This window comes from Cupriavidus sp. FW305-26, from assembly GCF_058787975.1.
Genome location: NZ_JBYTAH010000001.1, coordinates 41,930 through 61,266 on the forward strand (window position 1 = coordinate 41,930; position 19,337 = coordinate 61,266).

19 protein-coding genes and 2 tRNA genes are annotated in these 19,337 nt (G+C 66.9%); 13 read left to right on the forward strand and 8 right to left on the reverse strand.

Features of this window, described 5'->3' with window-relative positions; translation table 11 throughout:
* The first annotated feature begins 32 nt into the window (after positions 1–32).
* Positions 33–119: transfer RNA gene (locus tag AC3WQZ_RS00180), tRNA-Leu, on the forward strand.
* A 172-nt stretch (positions 120–291) separates the two neighbouring features.
* Here the strand turns inward: AC3WQZ_RS00180 and AC3WQZ_RS00185 are convergent.
* A complete protein-coding gene (locus AC3WQZ_RS00185; RefSeq protein WP_058696818.1) occupies positions 292–2,097 on the reverse strand; it encodes a GGDEF domain-containing protein in 1,806 nt (601 codons plus the stop codon).
* A gap of 217 nt (positions 2,098–2,314) precedes the next feature.
* On the opposite strand from AC3WQZ_RS00185, the gene AC3WQZ_RS00190 reads away from it, so the two are divergent.
* Entirely contained in the window at positions 2,315–3,211 is an 897-nt protein-coding gene (locus tag AC3WQZ_RS00190) for a hydrolase (RefSeq protein WP_037024230.1), read from the forward strand.
* Positions 3,212–3,301: 90 nt separating this feature from the next.
* Here AC3WQZ_RS00190 and AC3WQZ_RS00195 read toward each other — a convergent pair.
* Positions 3,302–3,378: transfer RNA gene (locus AC3WQZ_RS00195), tRNA-Arg, on the reverse strand.
* A gap of 88 nt (positions 3,379–3,466) precedes the next feature.
* Positions 3,467–5,164: an MBL fold metallo-hydrolase gene (locus AC3WQZ_RS00200; RefSeq protein ID WP_011617323.1), complete on the reverse strand. Its 1,698-nt coding sequence runs from the start codon at positions 5,162–5,164 to the stop codon at positions 3,467–3,469.
* 224 nt (positions 5,165–5,388) lie between these two features.
* Between AC3WQZ_RS00200 and AC3WQZ_RS00205 the strand changes: the two genes are divergently transcribed.
* The 6 genes from AC3WQZ_RS00205 (at position 5,389) to AC3WQZ_RS00230 (ending at position 10,478) form a co-directional block, all read left to right on the forward strand.
* Positions 5,389–5,766: a short-chain fatty acid transporter gene (locus tag AC3WQZ_RS00205; RefSeq protein WP_492299734.1), complete on the forward strand. Its 378-nt coding sequence runs from the start codon at positions 5,389–5,391 to the stop codon at positions 5,764–5,766.
* Between the two features lie 211 nt (positions 5,767–5,977).
* Positions 5,978–7,318 carry a short-chain fatty acid transporter gene (locus tag AC3WQZ_RS00210; protein WP_011617321.1) on the forward strand — a complete coding sequence of 447 codons (1,341 nt, stop codon included), beginning with the start codon at positions 5,978–5,980 and terminating at the stop codon, positions 7,316–7,318.
* Between the two features lie 41 nt (positions 7,319–7,359).
* A complete protein-coding gene (locus AC3WQZ_RS00215) occupies positions 7,360–7,656 on the forward strand; it encodes a YciI family protein (RefSeq protein ID WP_010814571.1) in 297 nt (98 codons plus the stop codon).
* A gap of 53 nt (positions 7,657–7,709) precedes the next feature.
* Positions 7,710–7,994 carry a muconolactone Delta-isomerase gene (catC, locus tag AC3WQZ_RS00220; RefSeq protein WP_010814570.1) on the forward strand — a complete coding sequence of 95 codons (285 nt, stop codon included), beginning with the start codon at positions 7,710–7,712 and terminating at the stop codon, positions 7,992–7,994.
* Between the two features lie 39 nt (positions 7,995–8,033).
* Positions 8,034–8,813: a 3-oxoadipate enol-lactonase gene (pcaD, locus tag AC3WQZ_RS00225; RefSeq protein ID WP_011617320.1), complete on the forward strand. Its 780-nt coding sequence runs from the start codon at positions 8,034–8,036 to the stop codon at positions 8,811–8,813.
* A gap of 249 nt (positions 8,814–9,062) precedes the next feature.
* A complete protein-coding gene (locus AC3WQZ_RS00230) occupies positions 9,063–10,478 on the forward strand; it encodes a DUF1254 domain-containing protein (RefSeq protein WP_492299735.1) in 1,416 nt (471 codons plus the stop codon).
* 90 nt (positions 10,479–10,568) lie between these two features.
* Here the strand turns inward: AC3WQZ_RS00230 and metE are convergent, their stop codons facing one another.
* On the reverse strand, positions 10,569–12,947 hold the full coding sequence (metE, locus tag AC3WQZ_RS00235) for a 5-methyltetrahydropteroyltriglutamate--homocysteine S-methyltransferase (RefSeq protein ID WP_010814567.1): 2,379 nt from the start codon (positions 12,945–12,947) through the stop codon (positions 10,569–10,571).
* Between the two features lie 130 nt (positions 12,948–13,077).
* Between metE and AC3WQZ_RS00240 the strand changes: the two genes are divergently transcribed.
* On the forward strand, positions 13,078–14,001 hold the full coding sequence (locus tag AC3WQZ_RS00240; RefSeq protein ID WP_010814566.1) for a LysR family transcriptional regulator: 924 nt from the start codon (positions 13,078–13,080) through the stop codon (positions 13,999–14,001).
* A 7-nt stretch (positions 14,002–14,008) separates the two neighbouring features.
* Here AC3WQZ_RS00240 and AC3WQZ_RS00245 read toward each other — a convergent pair whose 3' ends face one another.
* Positions 14,009–14,350, reverse strand: a complete 342-nt coding sequence (locus AC3WQZ_RS00245) for a hypothetical protein (protein ID WP_010814565.1) — start codon at positions 14,348–14,350, stop codon at positions 14,009–14,011.
* 151 nt (positions 14,351–14,501) lie between these two features.
* Between AC3WQZ_RS00245 and AC3WQZ_RS00250 the strand changes: the two genes are divergently transcribed.
* Positions 14,502–14,972 carry an Lrp/AsnC family transcriptional regulator gene (locus AC3WQZ_RS00250; RefSeq protein ID WP_010814564.1) on the forward strand — a complete coding sequence of 157 codons (471 nt, stop codon included), beginning with the start codon at positions 14,502–14,504 and terminating at the stop codon, positions 14,970–14,972.
* A gap of 8 nt (positions 14,973–14,980) precedes the next feature.
* Here the strand turns inward: AC3WQZ_RS00250 and AC3WQZ_RS00255 are convergent, their stop codons facing one another.
* Positions 14,981–15,511 (reverse strand): hypothetical protein, encoded by a 531-nt coding sequence (locus AC3WQZ_RS00255; protein WP_010814563.1) that lies wholly within the window; start codon positions 15,509–15,511, stop codon positions 14,981–14,983.
* Positions 15,512–15,779: 268 nt separating this feature from the next.
* Between AC3WQZ_RS00255 and ribA the strand changes: the two genes are divergently transcribed.
* The 3 genes from ribA (at position 15,780) to AC3WQZ_RS00270 (ending at position 18,451) form a co-directional block, all read left to right on the forward strand.
* Complete coding sequence (gene ribA, locus AC3WQZ_RS00260) at positions 15,780–16,376, forward strand: GTP cyclohydrolase II (RefSeq protein WP_010814562.1); 597 nt, start codon at positions 15,780–15,782, stop codon at positions 16,374–16,376.
* Positions 16,377–16,554: 178 nt separating this feature from the next.
* Positions 16,555–17,034 (forward strand): MarR family winged helix-turn-helix transcriptional regulator, encoded by a 480-nt coding sequence (locus AC3WQZ_RS00265; protein ID WP_010814561.1) that lies wholly within the window; start codon positions 16,555–16,557, stop codon positions 17,032–17,034.
* Between the two features lie 46 nt (positions 17,035–17,080).
* Complete coding sequence (locus AC3WQZ_RS00270) at positions 17,081–18,451, forward strand: serine hydrolase domain-containing protein (protein WP_011617316.1); 1,371 nt, start codon at positions 17,081–17,083, stop codon at positions 18,449–18,451.
* A 51-nt stretch (positions 18,452–18,502) separates the two neighbouring features.
* Here AC3WQZ_RS00270 and AC3WQZ_RS00275 read toward each other — a convergent pair whose 3' ends face one another.
* Together AC3WQZ_RS00275 and AC3WQZ_RS00280 are read right to left on the reverse strand one after the other, a co-directional pair.
* Positions 18,503–18,838, reverse strand: a complete 336-nt coding sequence (locus AC3WQZ_RS00275) for a HigA family addiction module antitoxin (RefSeq protein WP_010814559.1) — start codon at positions 18,836–18,838, stop codon at positions 18,503–18,505.
* A gap of 11 nt (positions 18,839–18,849) precedes the next feature.
* Positions 18,850–19,128, reverse strand: coding sequence for a type II toxin-antitoxin system RelE/ParE family toxin (locus tag AC3WQZ_RS00280; RefSeq protein WP_035815279.1), 279 nt, complete (start codon positions 19,126–19,128; stop codon positions 18,850–18,852).
* Between the last annotated feature and the right edge of the window lie 209 nt (positions 19,129–19,337).

Below are 19,337 nucleotides of genomic sequence, written 5' to 3' on the forward strand. Positions count from 1 at the left end.
TTCGCATCGCGGCAGCAATGCAGCGAAACGAAGCCCAGATGGCGGAATTGGTAGACGCACTAGGTTCAGGTCCTAGCGGTGGCAACACTGTGGAGGTTCGAGTCCTCTTCTGGGCACCAATATTTAGAAAGGCTCGCGCAAGCGAGCCTTTCTTCGTTTTAGCCCGGCGTGAGTGACCGGGTCACCGCCATTCGATACCGAGGCGGCGGTGCCGGATATGTGGAAGAAGCCCGCAGCGATGCGGGTTTTTTTCGTCCATCGTTTCCGTGCTGGTGCCGGGGCCGGCCTGCTTCAGCCGGCTGCCACCCCTTCCTCGCGCTGTGCCTCGCGCACGCAGTTGCGCCCTTCGGCCTTGGCGCGGTACATGGCAGCGTCGGCCGCGCCGAACAGCCGCTGCCAGTGACGCTCGCCGCCGCGCCCGATGGCCACGCCGAAGCTGGCGGTGACGCACAGCTGGGTGCTGCCCGACAGGTAGACCGGGCGCGACGCGATTTCCGCGCGCAGGGTTTCGGCCAGCGCGGCGGCCTCGCCCGGCCTGCCGTGCGGCAGCAGCAGCGCGAACTCCTCGCCGCCGAAGCGTGCCAGCACGCCTTCGGGCGGCACCAGCGCGCGCATCATCGCAGCGATGTCGCGCAGCACCTGGTCGCCGGCGGCATGGCCATGGCGGTCGTTGATCTGCTTGAAGCGGTCCACGTCGATCAGCACCAGGCTGGCGCTGTCGTGTGCCGCGTACTGCGCGGCCACCAGCTCCAGCGCGCGCCGGTTCAGCAGCCCGGTCAGGCTGTCGGTGCGCGCCTGGTGTTCCAGTTGTGCGGTCAGCGAGGCGCGCTCGCGCAGCTTGCGGCGCAGGATCTCGATGGCATCGAACAGGCGCCGCATCTCCGCCGCGGGCCTGGCGGACGCCGCTGGCGCAGCGTAGTGCGGGTGTTCGCGCGCCTCGGCCAGGCCGATCACTTCGTCGCCGGCGCGCAGCAGCGGCAGGATCACCGAGCGCTGCATGAACACCAGCACGTAGCCCAGCACGGCAAGGATCAGCGCCGACGTGCCGCACGCAGCCGTCAGTTCGCGCAGCGCTTGTGCGCGCGCTGCGGTGAAATGCGCGACCACCTCGTCCAGGAATACCCTGCGCAACCGCTCCAGCGGCTCCAGCGTGCGCACGTAGCGGTTGGTCAGCTCCGTCGGCGTCATCGAGTAATTGCCCGAGACGCGGCCCTGCGCAACCAGGCTGTCGATCATCGACAGGCCCTGGCCGAAGAACTGGTGGCCGGCGTCGGCGTATGCCTGCTCCAGCGCGGGCACGGCGCCGAACATGTTGTACGCCGGCCCCGCCAGCTGCCATAGCTCCAGCAGCCGGCCGCGCGAGCGCGTGGCGTCCACCAGGCTCTGCACCGGCATCGGCTGGCGCGCCGCCACGGGCGCCATGATCTGCGAGGCGATGCGCCCGCCATACTCGCGCAGGTCGCCCAGCATCCTGCCGGTCAGCGCCGGCGCCGCCAGGCCGTCGTCGCAGGCGGACAGTTCGCGTACCTGCCAGGCGATGACCGGCTGCAGCGCGTCCACGACCTCGAACATGCTTTCGATGGCATGGCGGATCTCGTCCATGTCACGGTCCTGGCGCGGCCGCCCGGCGAGTTCGTCGATCTCGGCCCGCGCCCGCGCCAGGCGTTCGCGCACGCGCTCGACCATCAGCGGCGGCAGGTGGTGGTTGTGCAGGCCGAAGGGTGCCGGCGGCGGCGCGGCCAGGCGCGCCAGCGCGGCGTCGCTGCGGGCGCGGAACGCTTGCAGGCGCTCACGCGCGGAGGTGTTGGGCGAGGGTGGATCTCCCAGCACGCTGTTGGCCGGTCCACGTTCCGCGGACAGCACGTTGGCGGCCTCGAGCAGCTCGCGGTATGCCGAGATGTCGTACAGGTTCTGCCGCGCCGAGGTGAAGTCGCCATACGAGCGGGCCATCACCAGCGCGGCGAGCACCAGGGTGCAGAGCCCGCCGACCGCCGTGGCGATCGCCAGCTTGCGCTTCAGGCTGCGGCTGCGTCCGGCCGGCGGTGCCATGCCCCCGGGTTCGGACTCACGCCGGCGCGCACGTTGCCACAAGGCCATAAGGTTTGCTCCCGGCGGCAGCTTGCCGGGCGATGTCTGCAAGATTTGTCATTACCGCCATTATTGACGAAAAGGCGCAGCGGCCAGGCCGAATTTGCTCGCTGACAGGGTCGTACGGGGCGCGCGCGGCCGAACATTCCCGGCTAACGCTGGCAGGGCATTTGACCTATGCTCGAACTCATCGGGCAGGCACATATAACGTCCGAAGGTGGTTGCCATGACTACGGTCTTGTCATCGAGAGAAAGGGAGGCGGGGACTTGCCCCGGGTGGCACGCATGTGCCGCGCATCACGGCATGGTCCTGCATCACCTGCAGTACAGCGTCATCCTGGCCATGCTGATGTGTGCACTGGCCCATGCAGATGACGCCGTTCCGGAAAGCCAGGGCGTCTCCGGCTGGGACCAGCCGCTGCAGGCGCAAGCCGGGCAGCCCGCCATGGCTGACGTGCCCGATCTGCTGGTTGCCGACACCGCTGCTCCTGCCTGGTCCGCCACGCCCGCCGAGCCCGTCACCGTCGAGTATGCCGCGCCGTCGCAGTCATCCCCATCCGCGTTAACGCTTGCCATGGGCCCCGGGCCCGATGACGATGCGCCCGGCCTTGCCGCGGTCGACCGTGAAACCGCCGCCATGGCCGAACGCCCGCGCCGGGTGTCGCTGCACCTGGATGACATCACCAGCGCAGGCGGTTTTGCCGACAGTCGCATGCGCACCATGGCGCTGGCGGTCGATGCCGTGGTGCCGCGCGCAGGCGGGCTGACCATCCAGCCGCGCTTGCAGCTGGCCTACCAGCCTGGCATGTCGCCCGTCTCCGGCATGCCGATGCAAGCCATGCCCGGCGATGCCAGCGCCGCCGGCATTGGCGTGCGCCTGTACGGCGCGCAGCCGACGCGGCTGGCCGGTATTTATCCCTTTGTCGAGGCTGACTGGTGGCAGGACAGCCGCAAACAGGTCATCAACATCAACGGCACCAAGATCGATGCCGACCTGCTGCGCGGGCTGTTCTCCTTCAACATCGGCGCGCATGGCAATACATCGACCGGCATGAAGCTGTGGTTCAAGGTGAGGGCGGGGCGCAACCCGGGCGGAACGGTCGGGGCGCGCTATCGGTGGTAGTGGTGGTAGTGGGGAGGGTGGCGCCAAATGCGAGCGCCGCAATGAAAAAAGGGCTTCCGTTTCCGGAAGCCCTTTTTCTTTCTGCATAGGTGGCGCGGCTGGCAGGATTCGAACCCACGACCCCTTGGTTCGTAGCCAAGTACTCTATCCAACTGAGCTACAGCCGCACACGAGAGGCGCCATTGTAGCGCAATTTCTGGTTTGTGCAAGCCCCCCGCCAAAAATCTTCAACTTGCCCCGATGCCCGCGCCGGTGCTACGCCGTGGCGTTCGACCAGATGCCGTCCGCTTCCTGCGCCTTGCCGTCATCGCGCAGCTTGAGCAGGTGCGCCAGCAGCGATCGCTGCGCAACCGGATGCATGCGCGGCGGCACATCGTCGTAGACGCGCAGCAGCAGCTCGCCGATCGGTGCCGGGCTCAGTTCGCGCAGTGCGGCAACGACCTTGGCCTCGCGCTGCAGCCGGTGCCGGACCAGGATGCGGATGGCGTCCTGCGGGCGCGCGATCAGGAAGCCATGGCCCGGCGCCAGCCAGTCGAGGTCTTCATCCTGCAGTGCTGCGAGCGAGTCCAGGTAGGCGCGCATGTCGCCATCGGGCGGGCCGATGACGACGGTCGAGCCCTGCATCACGTGGTCGCCGGTAAAGAGTGTCTGTTCTTCTTCCAGCAGGTAGCAGAGGTGGTTCGAGGCGTGGCCCGGCGTGTGGCACACGCGCAAGGTGCAGTCCTCGGTGATGGCAAGGCGCTCGCCGTGGTTCAGTTCGCGCTGTGGCTCGAAGCTGAGGTCCTGCCACTGGCCGGCAGGCGCGGCACGCCCGAGCACCGTGGCGCCGGTGGCGGCCTGCAGCGCGGCGGCAGCGGGCGAATGGTCCAGGTGGGTATGCGTGGCGAGGATCCAGCGGATCGGGCCGGGTGCGGCAGCAAGGATGGCGCGCACATGCTCGCCATCGTCCGGGCCCGGATCGATCACGGCCCATTCATTGCGCGCGCCGCCGCCTATCAGGTAGGTGTTGGTGCCCGGGCCCGTCATCACGTTGCCGTTGTTGGCGGTCACGCGCCAGACGCGCTCGGACAGTCGTACCGGCACGCCCGGTACCAGCTCATAACGGCCGTGCGTGTTGCCGTCGGGATCGATGCGGCCGATCTCGGCGTAGCACGGCTCGTTCGGCATCACCGGGCGCACGCCGGCCGCGCCGGTGGCCAGCCGCGGCATGATGCAGGCAATGCCGCGCAGCTGCGAGTAATAAGCGAAGCAGGCCGCGGCGCTTTCAAACTGCGCGATCGAGCTCAGCGTGCGGCGCGTGACGTGCATCAGCGGCAGGCCGCTGGCGGGATCGGCGGCCTCGCCGGGGCGAATCCAGCGGTGCTCCACGATCTCGGTGCCGTCGGGCACGGCCACCTGGCCTTCGGGGGCGATGGCGACAAAGAAGCGGGTATCGAAACGCTTGGGCAGGCCGGGGGGCGTCAGCCAGTAGCTGTGATAGGCGAGCCGGTCGGCCGCCAGGCGCAGGCCCAGTTGCTCGCAAGCGTGGGCCAGGCCGGGGCCGCCGCGCTGCACTGCCTCGCGCAGCAGCGCCTGGCCGGCGGCGTCGAGCTGGTGCGGCGAATGCGGGCGCCCGTCGCGGTCACAGGCAAACAGCAGGCCGGCCTCTTCATAGCATTCTCGCAAGGCGGCCAGGTAGAAGTCCAGGCCGCTGGCCGGCATGCCCAGGCGTTCGCTGGCAAGGGCGTCGTCCAGGCCGTGGGCATGCGCGTGCAGGGCCTTGTCCTGCGCGTCGAGCGTGCCGCCCGGGAAAACGTAGGCGCCGCTGCTGCGGTCGTTGGCGCGTTCGACGCGGCGTACCAGCAGCACTTCCATGCCGGCCGGCGCATCGCGCACGACGAGCAGGCTGGCGGCGGTGCGCAGCAGGGGAGCAGGGGTGGCAGGGCGGTTGCCGCTTGTCTCTGTGGTTGTCATTGTGTCGGCATCGTGGTTGTGCTGGCGGCACGCACCTGGCCGGAACCCGGGGCGCTGCCGCGTGCCATAGTTTAGCCGCGTTCAAGGATTCGCTATCGGCGGGGCATTGCCGGGCTGCCCGGGCGCGCCGGCTTTGGCTTTTCCGGCCAGAGGCAGTAACCTGATAGCTCCGCTTCACTTTTTGGGGTGCCCGTTGCCGGCGCCCTCCTTCTGAGGAGGTCCGCGTGATCCGAGCTTCTTGCCTGTGCCTGCCGCTGGTGTGCCTGCTGGCCGCCTGCGAAACGCCGCCGCAGATGGCACCGCGCCCTGTGCCCCCGGCCACCACCCGCATCACCGTCGATCCACAAGCCGCTTCCAGGGCCGCGTCCACGGCCTGCGAGCCGGCCGTGGCGGAAGCCCTCAAGCGCCGCTACCCGCAGCCCGGCAGCGTGATGCTGATGGCCGACCGCGAGCAGTACTACCTGCGCCCCAATGCGCAAACCTCGGTCAATGGCGAAGGCGTGTTCGAGCCTGACGACAGTTCGTCGGCGATCGGCTTCCACTACGCCTGCCTGTACAACGCGCGTACGGGCAAGGTCGAAGATGTGCAGATGCGCTATTGATCCTGCCGATCGTCCGCATTGCATGGCCTGCGTAGAAAATTCCAGGCCTCATTCAACAATTGTTGCGCGAAACGAATGTAATCGCGCGTCCCCATTTCCTTGACCAACCGGTCGACCGGCTCTTAGCATAGCCACGCGTATTTTTGAAGTTCGCATATAGAACTGTAGTTCTAGTGGCGTAACTTTGGCCGAAACTGGAGACAAGGAAGCTATGAGCAAGATTGCCGGGTTCTTCACCGAACTCATGCGCCGGTACCTGCCGGATCCCTTTGTATTTGCCATCGGCCTGACCTTGCTGACGATGGCGCTGGCGGTGACGGTGCAAGGGCAGGCAGCGCCGGCCGTGATCGCCAGCTGGGGCAAGGGGTTCTGGAACCTGCTGGCATTTACCACGCAGATGGCGGTGATCCTGGCGATGGGCTACGTGCTGGCCACCGCGCCGTTCACTGACCGCATGCTCGACCGCATCGTCAGTGCCGTGCACTCGCCGCGCACCGCGGTGATCGTCGCCACGCTGGTGGGCGGCATCGGCAGCTACCTGAACTGGGGCTTCGGGCTGGTGATCGGCGGCATCATCGCCAGGAAGCTGGCGCTGAAGGTCCGTGGCGTGCATTACCCGCTCATCATCGCCGCCGCGTACAGCGGCTTCACCCTGTACGGGCTGGGCCTGTCGGCCAGCATCCCGGTGCTGATCTCCACCCCGGGCCACCCGATGGAAAAGCTGATGGGCGTGATCCCGCTGTCTGAAACCATCTTCTCCACGCCGATGCTGCTGACCAGCCTGGCGGTGATCGTCACGCTGCCGCTGCTCAATGCCTGGCTGCATCCGCGCAACCCGGCCGATGTGGTGGAGATCCGCCGCGACCAGGAACCCGCCAAGGCCGAGGCCGGCTCGGCCCACAGCATGGGCGGCGAGAACACCCTGGCCGCGCGCCTGAACAACAGCCGTATCCTGAGCCTGGCCATCGGCCTGTGCGGCATGGCCTACGCGGTCATCTACTTCACGCAGGGCGGCTCGCTCGACCTGAACCTGATCAACTTCCTGATCCTGTTCGCGGGCGTGCTGCTGCTGGGCACGCCGGTCAACTACGTGGCCAAGCTGAACGAAGGCATCAAGACCATTTCCGGCATCATCCTGCAGTATCCGTTCTATGCAGGCATCATGGCGATCATGGCCGGCTCGGGGCTGGTGGATACCATCTCGCGTGTGTTCGTGGAGATCGCCACGCCGCAGACGCTGCCGTTCTGGGGGCTGCTCAGTTCGTTCGTGATCAACTTCTTCGCACCGTCGGGCGGTGGCCACTGGATGATCCAGGGCCCGTTCATGGTCGATGCGGCCAAGGCCATCAACAGCTCGGTCAGCCAGACCTCGATGTCGGTGATGCTCGGCAATGCCTGGAACGACCTGGTGCAGCCGTTCTGGATATTGCCGGCGCTGGCGCTGTCCAGGCTGAACCTGAAGGACGTGATGGGCTACACCGTGATCATGATGTTCTGGGTGGGCCTGATCTACATTGCCGCGCTGCTGCTGTGGGGCGCGCAGATTGCCTGACTTTGACCCGCGGCCAGCGTGCCGCTGACAGGAGGATTGCCATGCCGTACCTGATCGAAACCGTCGACAAGCCCAATCACCAGCATGTGCGCCAGGCCACCCGTGCCAGCCACCTGGATTACCTGGAAGCCAACAAGGACTTGCTGCTGGCTTGCGGCGCCAAGCTCAACGACGATGGCTCGGATGCCGGAGGCGGCATCTATATCGTCGATGTCGACACCCGCGACGCGGCACAGCAATTCATCGACGCCGATCCGTTCACCGAGGCGGGTTTGTTTGCCGAGGTGCGCATCGTGCGCTGGCGCAAGGCCTATCTCGACGGCGTGCGCCATCTTTGACGAGGCAGCCCGCGCTGCCTCCATCCCACCATACCCCCGGACAAGGAGACCCCATGTTGTTCATGGCAGAAATGACCGTCAAGATTCCCGCATCGCTCGATCCACAACTGGTGGAGCAGCTCAAGGCCGACGAGAAGGCCATGTCGCAGCGCCTGCAGCGCGAAGGCAAGTGGCGCCACCTGTGGCGTGTGGTGGGCCAGTACGCCAACGTCAGCATCTTCGATGTCGGCGACAACGACGAACTGCACACGCTGCTGACCATGCTGCCGCTGTACCCGTACATGGAGATCAAGGTCACGCCGCTGGCGCAACACGGTTCGGCCATCGCGCCGAACTGAGCGCCTGCCATCCAGCCACCTGATCCTGAGCCAAACGCCATGCCATACGCCGACCTCGCCAACCTCCGACTGCATTACCGCCTCGATGGCGCCGAGCACCTGCCGGTGCTGGTGCTGTCCAATTCGCTGGGCACCAGCTTCAGCATGTGGGAGCCGCAGGTGGCGGCCTTCAGCCAGCACTTCCGCGTGCTGCGCTATGACACGCGCGGCCATGGCGAGTCGTCGGTGCCGGCGGGTCCGTACAGCATCGCGCAACTCGGCGGCGACGTGATCGCGTTGCTCGATCACCTTGGCATCGGCGAAGCCAGTTTCTGCGGCTTGTCGATGGGTGGCATCACTGGCATGTGGCTGGCCCTGAACCATGGTCCGCGCCTGCGCAAGCTGGTGTTGTGCAATACCGCTGCCTATATCGGCCCGCCGGAGAACTGGACCAACCGCGCCGCTGCGGTCGGGCGCGACGGCGTGGCATCGATCGCTGCCGCGGTAGTCGACAAATGGCTCACCCCGCCGTACGCGGCCGCGCATCCGGGGCTGGTGGCATCGCTGCGCGCCATGCTCGGGGCCACCCCGGCTGCGGGCTACGCGGCCAACTGCCTGGCGGTGCGCGATGCCGACCTGCGCGCGCAAATCGAAAAGATCACCACGCCGACACTGGTGATCGCTGGCTCGGGCGACCTGCCCACGCCGCCGCGCGATGGCGTGTTCCTGGCGCAGACGATCCCGGGCGCCCACTATGTCGAGCTGGAGGCCGCACATATCTCCAACCTGGAGCAGGCCGAGGCGTTCAGCAAGGTGGTGCTGGATTTCCTGACGCGCTGAGGCTCTGAGGCGGAAAGGCCGAGCCATGCGTGCGGCTTTCATCACCCCTGATAGTGCTTCATGATTCACCCGTGACCGATGCCGCCGGCGTTCGGTGCGCTTGCCCTCGCTTCCCGGCTTCAGAGGAATTGACAGGTCACCGGCGCGCGGGACAAGATGCGCACGGAATAGATGCGCCTTCGGGACGACATGCCGGCAGTCATAGCCGCAACACCCGAAAAGCCGCAAAAACATTGGGAAAACGGGGTCATGAAGCCATCCTTGTGTCAACTGGCGAGCGCGGTCACGCTTGCCGTCATGCTGTCCGGCTGTGCGTCCGCGCCGGATCACGGAACCAGCCCGGCAGTCGCCGAGCAACCGCCGTCCGACCAGGCGATGAAGGCCTTGTCCGCCGAGGTCTTCACCTTCGCCTATCCGATGGTGCTGACGGACGTGACGCGCGAGCTGATGACGCTGCGCACGCCGGCCAATACCTTCCACCACAAGCGCACCTTCCCGGACGCCAGCTTCACCGACGTGGTCAGCCCCAACGCCGACACGCTGTATTCGTCGGCCTGGCTCGACCTGTCCAGGGAGCCGGTCATCCTGTCGGTGCCCGATACGTACGGGCGCTACTACCTGATGCCGCTGATGGATGCGTGGACCAATGTGTTCGCGTCGCCGGGCAAGCGCACCACCGGCACCCGCCGCGGCAACTTCGCCATCACCGGGCCTGACTGGCGCGGCACGCTGCCCAAGGGCATGCAGGAGATCCGTTCGCCCACGTCGATGGTCTGGTTGATCGGCCGTACGCAGGCCAATGGCAAGCAGGACTTCCCGGCGGTGCACCGGCTCCAGGACCAGTACCGGCTGACGCCGCTGTCGGCCTGGGGTGGCGGGCGGCGCGTGCCGGAGAGGGCCGCGCCGCGGCCCACGGCCATCGACCCTGAAAGCTCGCCCGTGGAGCTGGTGGCGGCAATGGATGCACAGGCTTTCTTCACGCGCTTTGCCGCCTTGCTGCCGGCCAATCCGCCGGCGCCCGCCGATGCCGCCATGGTGGACAAGCTCCGCCGCATGGGCATCACCCCGGGGGTGCCGTTTAAGACCACGGTGATGGAGCCCTCCACCGCGCGCGCGGTGCAGGAGGGTGCTACCGCTGCGCTGGCCGCGATCGTTCAGGGTGCGCGCAAGGGCAATGCCGATGCCGGCAACGGCTGGGTCATGCATCGCGACCTGGGCACCTATGGCACCAGCTACGGCCGCCGCGCGGTGACCGCGTGGGTGGGCCTGGGTGCCAACCTGCCCGAAGACGCGATCTACGCCTCCACCCGCACGGATGCCAACGGCAAGCCGCTGCAGGGCGGGGCGCGCTATGTGCTGCATTTCGACAAGGACCAGTTGCCGCCGGCGCGCGCGTTCTGGTCGCTGACGCTGTACAACGACCGGCAGGCGTTCATTTCCAACCCGATCCAGCGCTACGCCGTGGGCAGCCGCGACCGCCTGCGCTACAACCGCGACGGCTCGCTCGATATCTATATCCAGCACGAGCGCCCGGCCGGCGCCAAGGCGGCGAACTGGCTGCCGGCGCCGCCCGATGGCCTGAACATGATGCTGCGCGCGTACTGGCCGGAGCAGGTGCTGCTGGACGGCAACTGGATGCCGCCGGCGGTGATGCAGGTGGACTGACGAGGCCGCCATCGAGGACAAAGGCCGCATGCCTGTGAGGGGCATGCGGCCTTTGTCTTTTCCTGCCAGCGCAACTGGCGCTACGCCGTCTCAGTTCGCGTGCGTGGCGCAGGCCGTGCAGGCGTTGCCGGCGTGGGGCACTGCCGCGGCGGTGGCGGCTGCAGGCTTGCTGAGGCGCTTCCAGGTCGTTGCGCCCCGCGCCGACAGCCGCGCGCGCAGCGCGCGGGCCGCGCTGACCATATTGGCCAGCGCTGCTTCGGTCTCTTCCCAGCCGCGCGTCTTCAGGCCGCAGTCCGGGTTGACCCACAGCCGCTGCGGCGGCACCACCTCGCAGGCGCGGTCGAGCAGCCGCTCCATGGCCTGCACCGACGGCACGCGCGGCGAGTGGATGTCGTAGACACCCGGCCCGATCTCGTTCGGGTAGTCGAAGTCGCCGAAGCCTTCCAGCAGTTCCATCGCCGAGCGCGAGGTCTCGATGGTGATCACGTCCGCGTCCATGGCCGCGATGGCGGGCAGGATATCGTTGAACTCGGCATAGCACATATGCGTGTGGATCTGGGTCTGGTCCTGCACGCCGCTGGCCGACAGGCGGAAGGCAGTGACGGCCCAGTCCAGGTAGGCATCCCAGTCGGCACGGCGCAGCGGCAGGCCTTCGCGCAGCGCGGGCTCGTCGATCTGGATCACGCGGATGCCGGCCTGCTCCAGGTCGCACACTTCGTCGCGGATGGCCAGGGCCAGCTGGCGCGCGGTGGTGGCACGCGGCTGGTCGTCGCGCACGAAGGACCACTGCAGCATGGTGATGGGGCCGGTGAGCATGCCCTTCATCGGCCGCTCGGTCAGCGATTGCGCGTAGCGGGCGGTATCGACCGTCATCGGCTCGGGCCGGTACACGTCGCCGTAGATCACCGGCGGCTTGACGCAGCGCGAGCCATAGCTCTGCACCCAGCCGTTCTCGGTAAAGCCGTAGCCGCACAGCTGCTCGCCGAAGTACTCGACCATGTCGTTGCGCTCGGCTTCGCCGTGCACCAGCACGTCCAGGCCCAGTGCTTCCTGCTTGCGCACGGCCACCGCGATCTCGGCACGGATGCGTTCCAGGTATTCGAGCGCGCCGATCTCGCCACGCTTGAACGCGGCGCGGGTCTGGCGGATGGCCGCGGTCTGAGGGAACGAGCCGATCGTGGTGGTCGGCAACAGCGGCAGCTGCAGCGCCTGGCGCTGGCGCTCGATGCGCTCGGCAAAGGGGCTGGCGCGGTCGGCCATGCCGGCGCTCACGGCTGCCAGCCGCTGCTGCACCCGCGGGTTGACCACCCGGCGCGAGGCGCGGCGCGAGGCCTGCGCGGCGTCGGATGCTGCCAGCGCTTCGGCGACCACGGCGTCGCCTTGATTCAACGCGCGGCCCAGCACGGACAGCTCGTCGAGCTTTTCGGTGGCAAAGGCGAGCCACGACTTCAGCTCGACATCGAGACGCACTTCATGCGCGAGCGACACCGGCACATGCAGCAGCGAGCACGACGGTGCCAGCCACAGGCGCTCGCCCAGCGCGGCCTGCACCGGGCGCAGCGTGTCCAGGACTCGGCGCAGGTCGGTGCGCCAGATATTGCGGCCGTCGATCACGCCCAGCGACAGCACGGCGTGCGCGGGCAGCGCGGCCTGCCATGCGGCCAGTTGTTCCGGCGCCCGCACCAGGTCGATATGGAAGCCGTCGACCGGCAGGGCGGCGGCGCGCTGCGCATGGTCGGCGGCGGTGTCGAAATAGGTGGCCAGCAGCAACTTGGGGCCGGCTTCGCGCAAGGCAGCGTAGGCGGTGTCGAATGCGTCGAGCCAGGCCGGCTCCAGGTCCAGGCACAAGGCCGGCTCGTCGATCTGCACCCATTCGATGCCGCGCGCCTTGAGCTGGCCGAGGATGCGGCGATAGCCCTGCAGCAGTTGCGGCAGCAGGGTCAGGCGGTCGAAGCCCGCCACATGGCTCTTGGACAGCCACAGGTAGGTGACCGGCCCGATCAGCACCGGGCGGGCGCGCAGGCCAAGCGCCAGCGCCTCATCGGCTTCCTCGAAGAACCAGGCCGGGCCGCCGCCGAAAGTGGTCTCGGCGTCCAGCTCAGGGACCAGGTAGTGGTAGTTGGTGTCGAACCACTTGGTCATTTCCATGGCCGGCTGCTCGCGGTTGCCGCGTGCCAGCTCGAAGTACTGCGTCAGCGTGAGCCGGGCCGGATCGAAGCCGAAGCGGCGCGGCAGCGCGCCCAGCAGCGCGGTCAGGCTCAGCATCTGGTCGTAATACGCAAAGTCGCCGGTGGCCACCGTGTCCAGGCCGTGGTCGGCCTGCAGCTGCCAGTGGCGGCGGCGCAGTTGCGCGGCCACGTCGCGCAGCTCGGCTTCGGTGCGATCGCCGCGCCAGAACGCTTCTTGCGCAAATTTCAGTTCGCGGCGTTCGCCGATGCGGGGAAAGCCGAGGATATGGGTGCGTGCCATGGAGGTTGCTCCGGAAGATGTCTGGCGCACAGTGTCGGTTTGCCCGTAAAATGAATCAAGCGACAAGTTTTAAACAACATATGAATGAGTTTCATATCAAGACAGACGGGCAACAGGTTGGGGGCGCCGCATGATCGAAGTCCGCCATTTGCGCTCGCTGGTGGCGATTGCCGAGTCCGGCAAGCTGGCCACCGCGGCCGAGCGCGTGCATGTCAGCCAGTCAGCGCTGTCGCACCAGATCAAGGCGATCGAATCGCACTACGGCCTGCCGCTGTTCGACCGCACGCGCCAGGGGCTGCGCTTCACGCCGGCGGGCGAACGCCTGCTGGCGCTGGCGCGCGAGGTGCTGGCCGCGGTCAGCGCCGCCGACCGCGATATCGAACGGCTCAAGGGCGACACCCGTGGCGAGCTGCGCGTGGTGCTGGAATGCCATACCTGCTTCGACTGGCTGATGCCCGTGATGGACGAGTTCCGCCGCCGCTGGCCGGAAGTGGAGGTGGATCTGGTGGCGGGCTTCCACGCCGACCCGATCGCGCTGCTCAGCGACGGCCGCGCCGACATGGTGATAGGCTCGCAGCCGGCGGCCCGACGCGGGCTGGAGGTGGCGCCGCTGTTCCGCTTCGAGATCCTGGCGGTCATCGCCAATGAACACCGGCTGCGCAACAAGCGCCGCATCGAAGCCGGAGACCTGGCCGGCGAAACGCTGATTACCTATCCGGTGCCCGAGCAGCGCATCGACCTGATCCGCGAGGTGCTGGAGCCCGCGGGCATCCACCTGGAACGGCGCACGGCGGAACTGACGGTGGCGGTGCTGCAGCTGGTAGCCAGCCGCCGCGGCGTGGCGGCGCTGCCCAACTGGGGGGTGAAGAACTACGTCGACCACGACTACGTGCTGGCCAAGCGCATCGGTGCCAGAGGCTTGTGGAGCGAGCTCTATGCCACGGTGCCGGCGGCGATGGCGCGCAGGCCCTATGTGGCGGACTTTGTCTCGATCGTGCGCGATACGTGCGCGGCGCAGCTCGATGGGATCGAACTGCTGCCGCAGGCTGCTTAGGCGCGGTTCACGCGGGCAGGGCCAGGGCCGGCTCACTGTTGGTGCGGCGCATGGCGGCGCGCGGTGCCGGCTCGGCCACGGCGTCGCTGTCGGGGTCATCCACGTCGGCAAACAGCAGTTCCACGTCGAAGCCATTGTCGAGGCGGCGCAGGAACAGCCACAGCTGGCCGGCATCCTGCGCCGTCAGGGTGGCATGCAGCACGGCCTGCCGGGCCGCGTCGAAGCTGAGTTGCGCGGGCGCCAGGCCGGTACGGCGCGCATTGGCCAGCACCCATTCCATGGCGCCGAACAGGTCGGCGGTTTCGAGTCGCAGCGAGAGGTGCAAGGTGGGGAGGGTGGTGGCTGGCATGTGTTGTTTTCGGCAGGTCGTTCGATAAGGTAAATTTACCAGCCGTTACGCAAAATTGGCTTCTGAATTTTCTTCGATATGGCTTCTATTGGAGAATAAACATCCATTCATGGCAGAATCTAAGGATGTTTCTTTTCTTGTGGGTATTGCGATGGCACAGCCGCCCAAACTCGACGACACCGACCGGCGCATCCTGCGTGAACTGCGGCGCGATGGCCGCCTGTCCAATGCGCGGCTGGCCGAGCAAGTCGGCCTGTCGGCCACGCCCTGCTGGAACCGTGTGCGCGCGCTGGAAGAAAGCGGGGTGATCGAAGGCTACGCCGCGCTGCTGAATCAGAAGGCGCTGGGATTGCCGGATACCGTGCTGATCGAGGTCACGCTGGAGCGGCACGACGACGACATGCTGTACCGCTTCGGCAAGGCCCTGGCGGAATTGCCTGAGGTGATGGAGGCCCACTTGCTGACGGGCGAATATGACTACCTGATCAAGGTCGCCGTGGCGGGGACCCTGGGTTATGAGGAGTTCCTGCGGCACAAGCTATACAAGCTGCCTGGCCTGCGCCACAGCCGCTCGACCTTTGTGCTGCGCACGCTCAAGCGCGAGCCTTCGGTCGAGCCCTGAGCAGCTTGTCAGGCTGTCCTGAGCACCTCGGCGGTGGTATTGCGCAGCGCGCGCATAGCCTCGTTGCATTGCTGCGGCGTGGTCGGGTGTACCAGTAGCGCCCAGCGGCCATGTTGCACGGCCTCACGCACCGGCGTTATTACCAGTTGATGGTCCGGTCGTGCGGTCACCAGCCCCGCCAACAGCATGCCGAACACCATGCCCAGGAAGAGGGCCGCCCCGATTGCGAATCCCGGGCTGTCCATGACGGCCTCGACTCCCTGCCGGTGCAGGATGCCGACAATGGCCAGCCCGACCACCGCGCCCAGCGTACCCATCATCAGGTGCGAGCGCACCGCGGTGCGCGCGATGGCGTCGTTCTCGGGCTCCAGCTTGCGGCCGAAGTGCGCTTCGTATGGATGCACCAGCCGCACCTGCCCGCGCCGGAGATGGGCCTCATGGCAGACCCGTTCGGCGGCGTCGTTGGCTGCCGACCTGGTATCAAACAGTGCTGCGATCTTGGTACTGGCTTGCTCAGCGTTCAAGGGATTACCGGTCATGGCCTGCTCCTGCTGGGGCCGAGGGCCGCCGTCAGGTGATGCGCACTGCGCTTTTTGTCGCCTGGAACGGCTCCGGCGATGTCCTGTAAACCGAGTCTACCGACCCGCTTGAAGCGGCTGCATAAGGGGATTGCGCGTACTGCTGTAGGACTTCGCCGACGGCTGTCCCGCCCCGCCTCGGCGGGGAATCCGAGCGCGAAGGTGCAATTCCGCTCATAATGTCGGCGGTGCCGGGCCGCGCCCCCGCCTTTTGACCAAGAATTCCGGTATGAATGACACAGAAATTGAGCTGATCGACTCGGCGCGCCTGCCGACGCGATTCGGCGACTTTACGGCGCACGCCTTCAAGGGCGCCGATTCAGGCATCGAACACCTGGCCCTCAGCGTGGGCGATGTGACGGGCGATGGCGTCCTGATCCGCATGCATTCCGAATGCCTGACCGGCGACGTCTTCGGTTCCTGCCGGTGCGACTGCGGTCCGCAGCTCGAGCTCGCCATGGAAAAGATTGCCGCCGAAGGCCGCGGCATCCTGCTGTACCTGCGCGGGCATGAAGGCCGCGGCATTGGCCTGGCCGAGAAGATCCGCGCCTACCGCCTGCAAGACGGCGGGCTCGACACGGTCGACGCCAACCTGGCCCTGGGCCAGGCGATCGACGCACGCAACTACGCCTTCGCCGCCGACCTGCTGCACCAGTGGGGCGTCAAGTCCGTGCGCCTGATGAGCAACAATCCGCTCAAGGCCGCAGCGCTCGAGAAGGCCGGCATCACGGTTACCGAGCAGTTGCGCCACATCGTGCCGTCCAACGCCGAGAACGAGAAGTACCTGGCTACGAAGCGCACGCGCATGGGGCACTTGCTCGACTGATCGCGCTTGAGCGCTGCAGGCAGCCGCCGCGCTGCCTGGACCGGCCCGCTGCCAGGAATCCTGGGGCGGGCCTTTTCTTTTGCCCGGCGATCGCGCGAAGAACCGTACTTACCCTTGGTTAGTTGCTCATGGAAACTATTGCCCATAGAATCTATCGGCCGCCTGATCACCCGTTCCCATGTCCAACACTGCCAGCACCACCGATTCCATCCTGGAATTCATGTCGTTTCGCCTGAACCGCCTTTGCGAAATGACCAAGAGTTCCGCCTCCGGCTTTTACGAGCGCGAGTTCGGCATCGGCCTGCGGGAGTTGCGTGTGCTGCGTTTTGCCGGGCTGGAGCCGGGCTTGACGCTGACGCGCCTGATCGAACTGGTGTTGCTGGAGAAAACGGTGACTTCCAAGCTGGTCACCGCGCTGGCAAAGCGGGGCCTGCTGCGCCGTGAAGTCGGCGAGGCCGACGCCAGGCAGCTGAACCTTTACCTGACCGCGGCGGGCGAAGCACTGGTCGCACGGACGTACCAGCGCGGCGACATGCTGGAGAAGATGTTCCTCTCGGTGCTGACGGAAGCGGAAGTGCAGACGCTGGACCGCTGCATCGACAAGCTGACCGCGGCCTTGATCGAGCACCAGCAGGGCGCGGATGCGCAGGCTGGCTAGCCCCGCGCGCGGCAATCCCTCAAACAAAACAAAGCAAGGAGACAGCATGTCGTTGAAGACGTATCCGGAATCCTCGCGCCCCTGGCGCCGCCTGGCATGCATGGCGCTGTGCGCGGCCAGCCTGCCGGCCTGGAGCCAGAGCGCCGGCAGCGCTGCCGGGAGTGTGGCCGCCCCGGCAGCCGCGGCGCCGACCCTGGTCGCAGCGCTGGACAGCGACCCGAACCGCCTGGGCTGGATGCAGGGCTTCCCGCCGCCGCCGGACAAGCTGATCACGCATACGCCGGGCGCCGACAGGTTTCCGCGCAATCGCTGGCTGTTCTCGCATATCCGAGAACTGGTGCCGACCGCGTCCGTCTGGCGCGGCGCCGGCCCGGCCAGCGCGCTGCCGCGTGCGGAACGGGATGTCGGCTCGGTGCAGTTCACCGATGCGGACGGCACCCGCCGCACCTTCGACGAGATGCTGGCGCTGACCTACACCGACGGCATCCTGGTGATGCACAAGGGCAAGGTCATCTATGAGCGCTATTTCGGCGCGCTCGACGGGCACACGCCCCATATCGCCATGTCGGTCACGAAGTCATTTGTCGGCACGCTGGCCGCGATGCTCGCGGCCGACGGCAAGCTCGACCCGGCGGCATCGGTGACGCGCTACCTGCCCGAACTGGCTGGCACGGCCTACGGTGACGCCACGGTGCGGCAGGTCATGGACATGACCATCGGCGTGCGCTACTCCGAGGACTATGCCAATCCCAAGGCAGAGGTGTGGGACTACGCGCGTGCGGGCGGCATGCTGGCCCGCCCGGCGGGCTACAGCGGCCCGGGGACGTTCTACGACTTCCTGAAGACCCTGCAGAAGGAAGGCGACCACAATGCGGTGTTTGCCTACAAGACGGTCAATGCCGAGGTGCTGGCGTGGATCGTGCGCAGGGCCTCGGGCCAGTCGCTGGCCAAGCTGCTCTCGGAGCGGATCTGGCAACCGATGGGCGCGGAGCAGGATGCGTACTTCACCGTGGACAGCATCGGCACGGAGTCGGGCGGCGGCGGGCTGAACACCACGCTGCGCGACCTTGCGCGCTTTGGCGAGACCATCCGCGGCAACGGGCGCTTCAATGGCAAGCAGATCATTCCGGCCTCGGTCGTGGCGGATATCCGCAGCGGCGGCGACCGGGACCAGTTTGCCAGGTCGGCCAGCGCGCCGGTGCTGCCGGGCTGGAGCTATCGCGACATGTGGTGGGTCTCGCACGACAGCCACGGCATGTTCCAGGCCGCCGGCATCCATGGCCAGCGCATCTATATCGACCCCAAGGCCGAGCTGACCATCGTGCGATACGCGTCGCACCCCGTGGCCGGCAACGCGGCCAACAATCCGATCACGTTCCGTGCTTTCCGGGCGCTGGCGGAAACGCTGATGCGATAGGGAGATGGCCCCGGGGCGGCGTGGGCAGCGCCGCCCCGGCAATACCGTTTTCTACTTTTCAGCGGCCGGTTGACCGGCCGCCGCGGCATCGCGCGGCGCCACTTCCGCCATGATGCGCTCGCCGTGGTCGCGCTGCGCGACCTTCAGGTCATAGTCCAGCTGCAGGTTCAGCCACGACTGCGCATCGCCGCCAAAATAGCGCGCCAGGCGCAGGGCGGTGTCCGGCGTGATGCCACGTTGCTCGCGGACGATGTCGTTGATGCGCGCCGCGGTCACGCGCAGCGCGAGGGCCAGGGCGTTGGCGCTCATGTTGAGCGGTACCAGGAAATCCTCGCGCAGGATTTCGCCCGGGTGGATGGGACGCATGCCGTCCTTGAAGCGAACCATGTCTGTCTTCCTCAGTGGTAGTCGATGATCTCAACGGCCGCGGGGCCGTCGTGGGTCCAGATGAAGCAGATTCGCCATTGCTCGTTGATGCGGATGCTGTAGCGGCCTTTGCGGTCGCCGGTCAGCAACTGCAGGCGATTGCCCGGCGGGGAGCGCAGGAACTCCAGCGTCGACGCTCTCTGCAGCAGCCGCAGCTTGCGTTCGGCCACGGCGCGGATATTGCCGAAGCGCGGTACACAGCGGCCCGCGAACAGTTCAGCGGTGTCGGAACATCTGAATGACTGAATCATATCGTATATCGGTAATCGATAAATAGCAATGCGGCGAAAGTCAGGCTTTGGCCTGGCGCGAACGGTCATGAAAGCCGCTCGCCTCTCGCACCGCACCGTCACTTGTCTGATTCCGTGCGACGTGATCGATACCAATTCTTTTCCAACCTGATAGACTGTATGGATGTACAGTGGTCGGACCGTCCCCGGTCTCCTCCTTAACGTCCTGA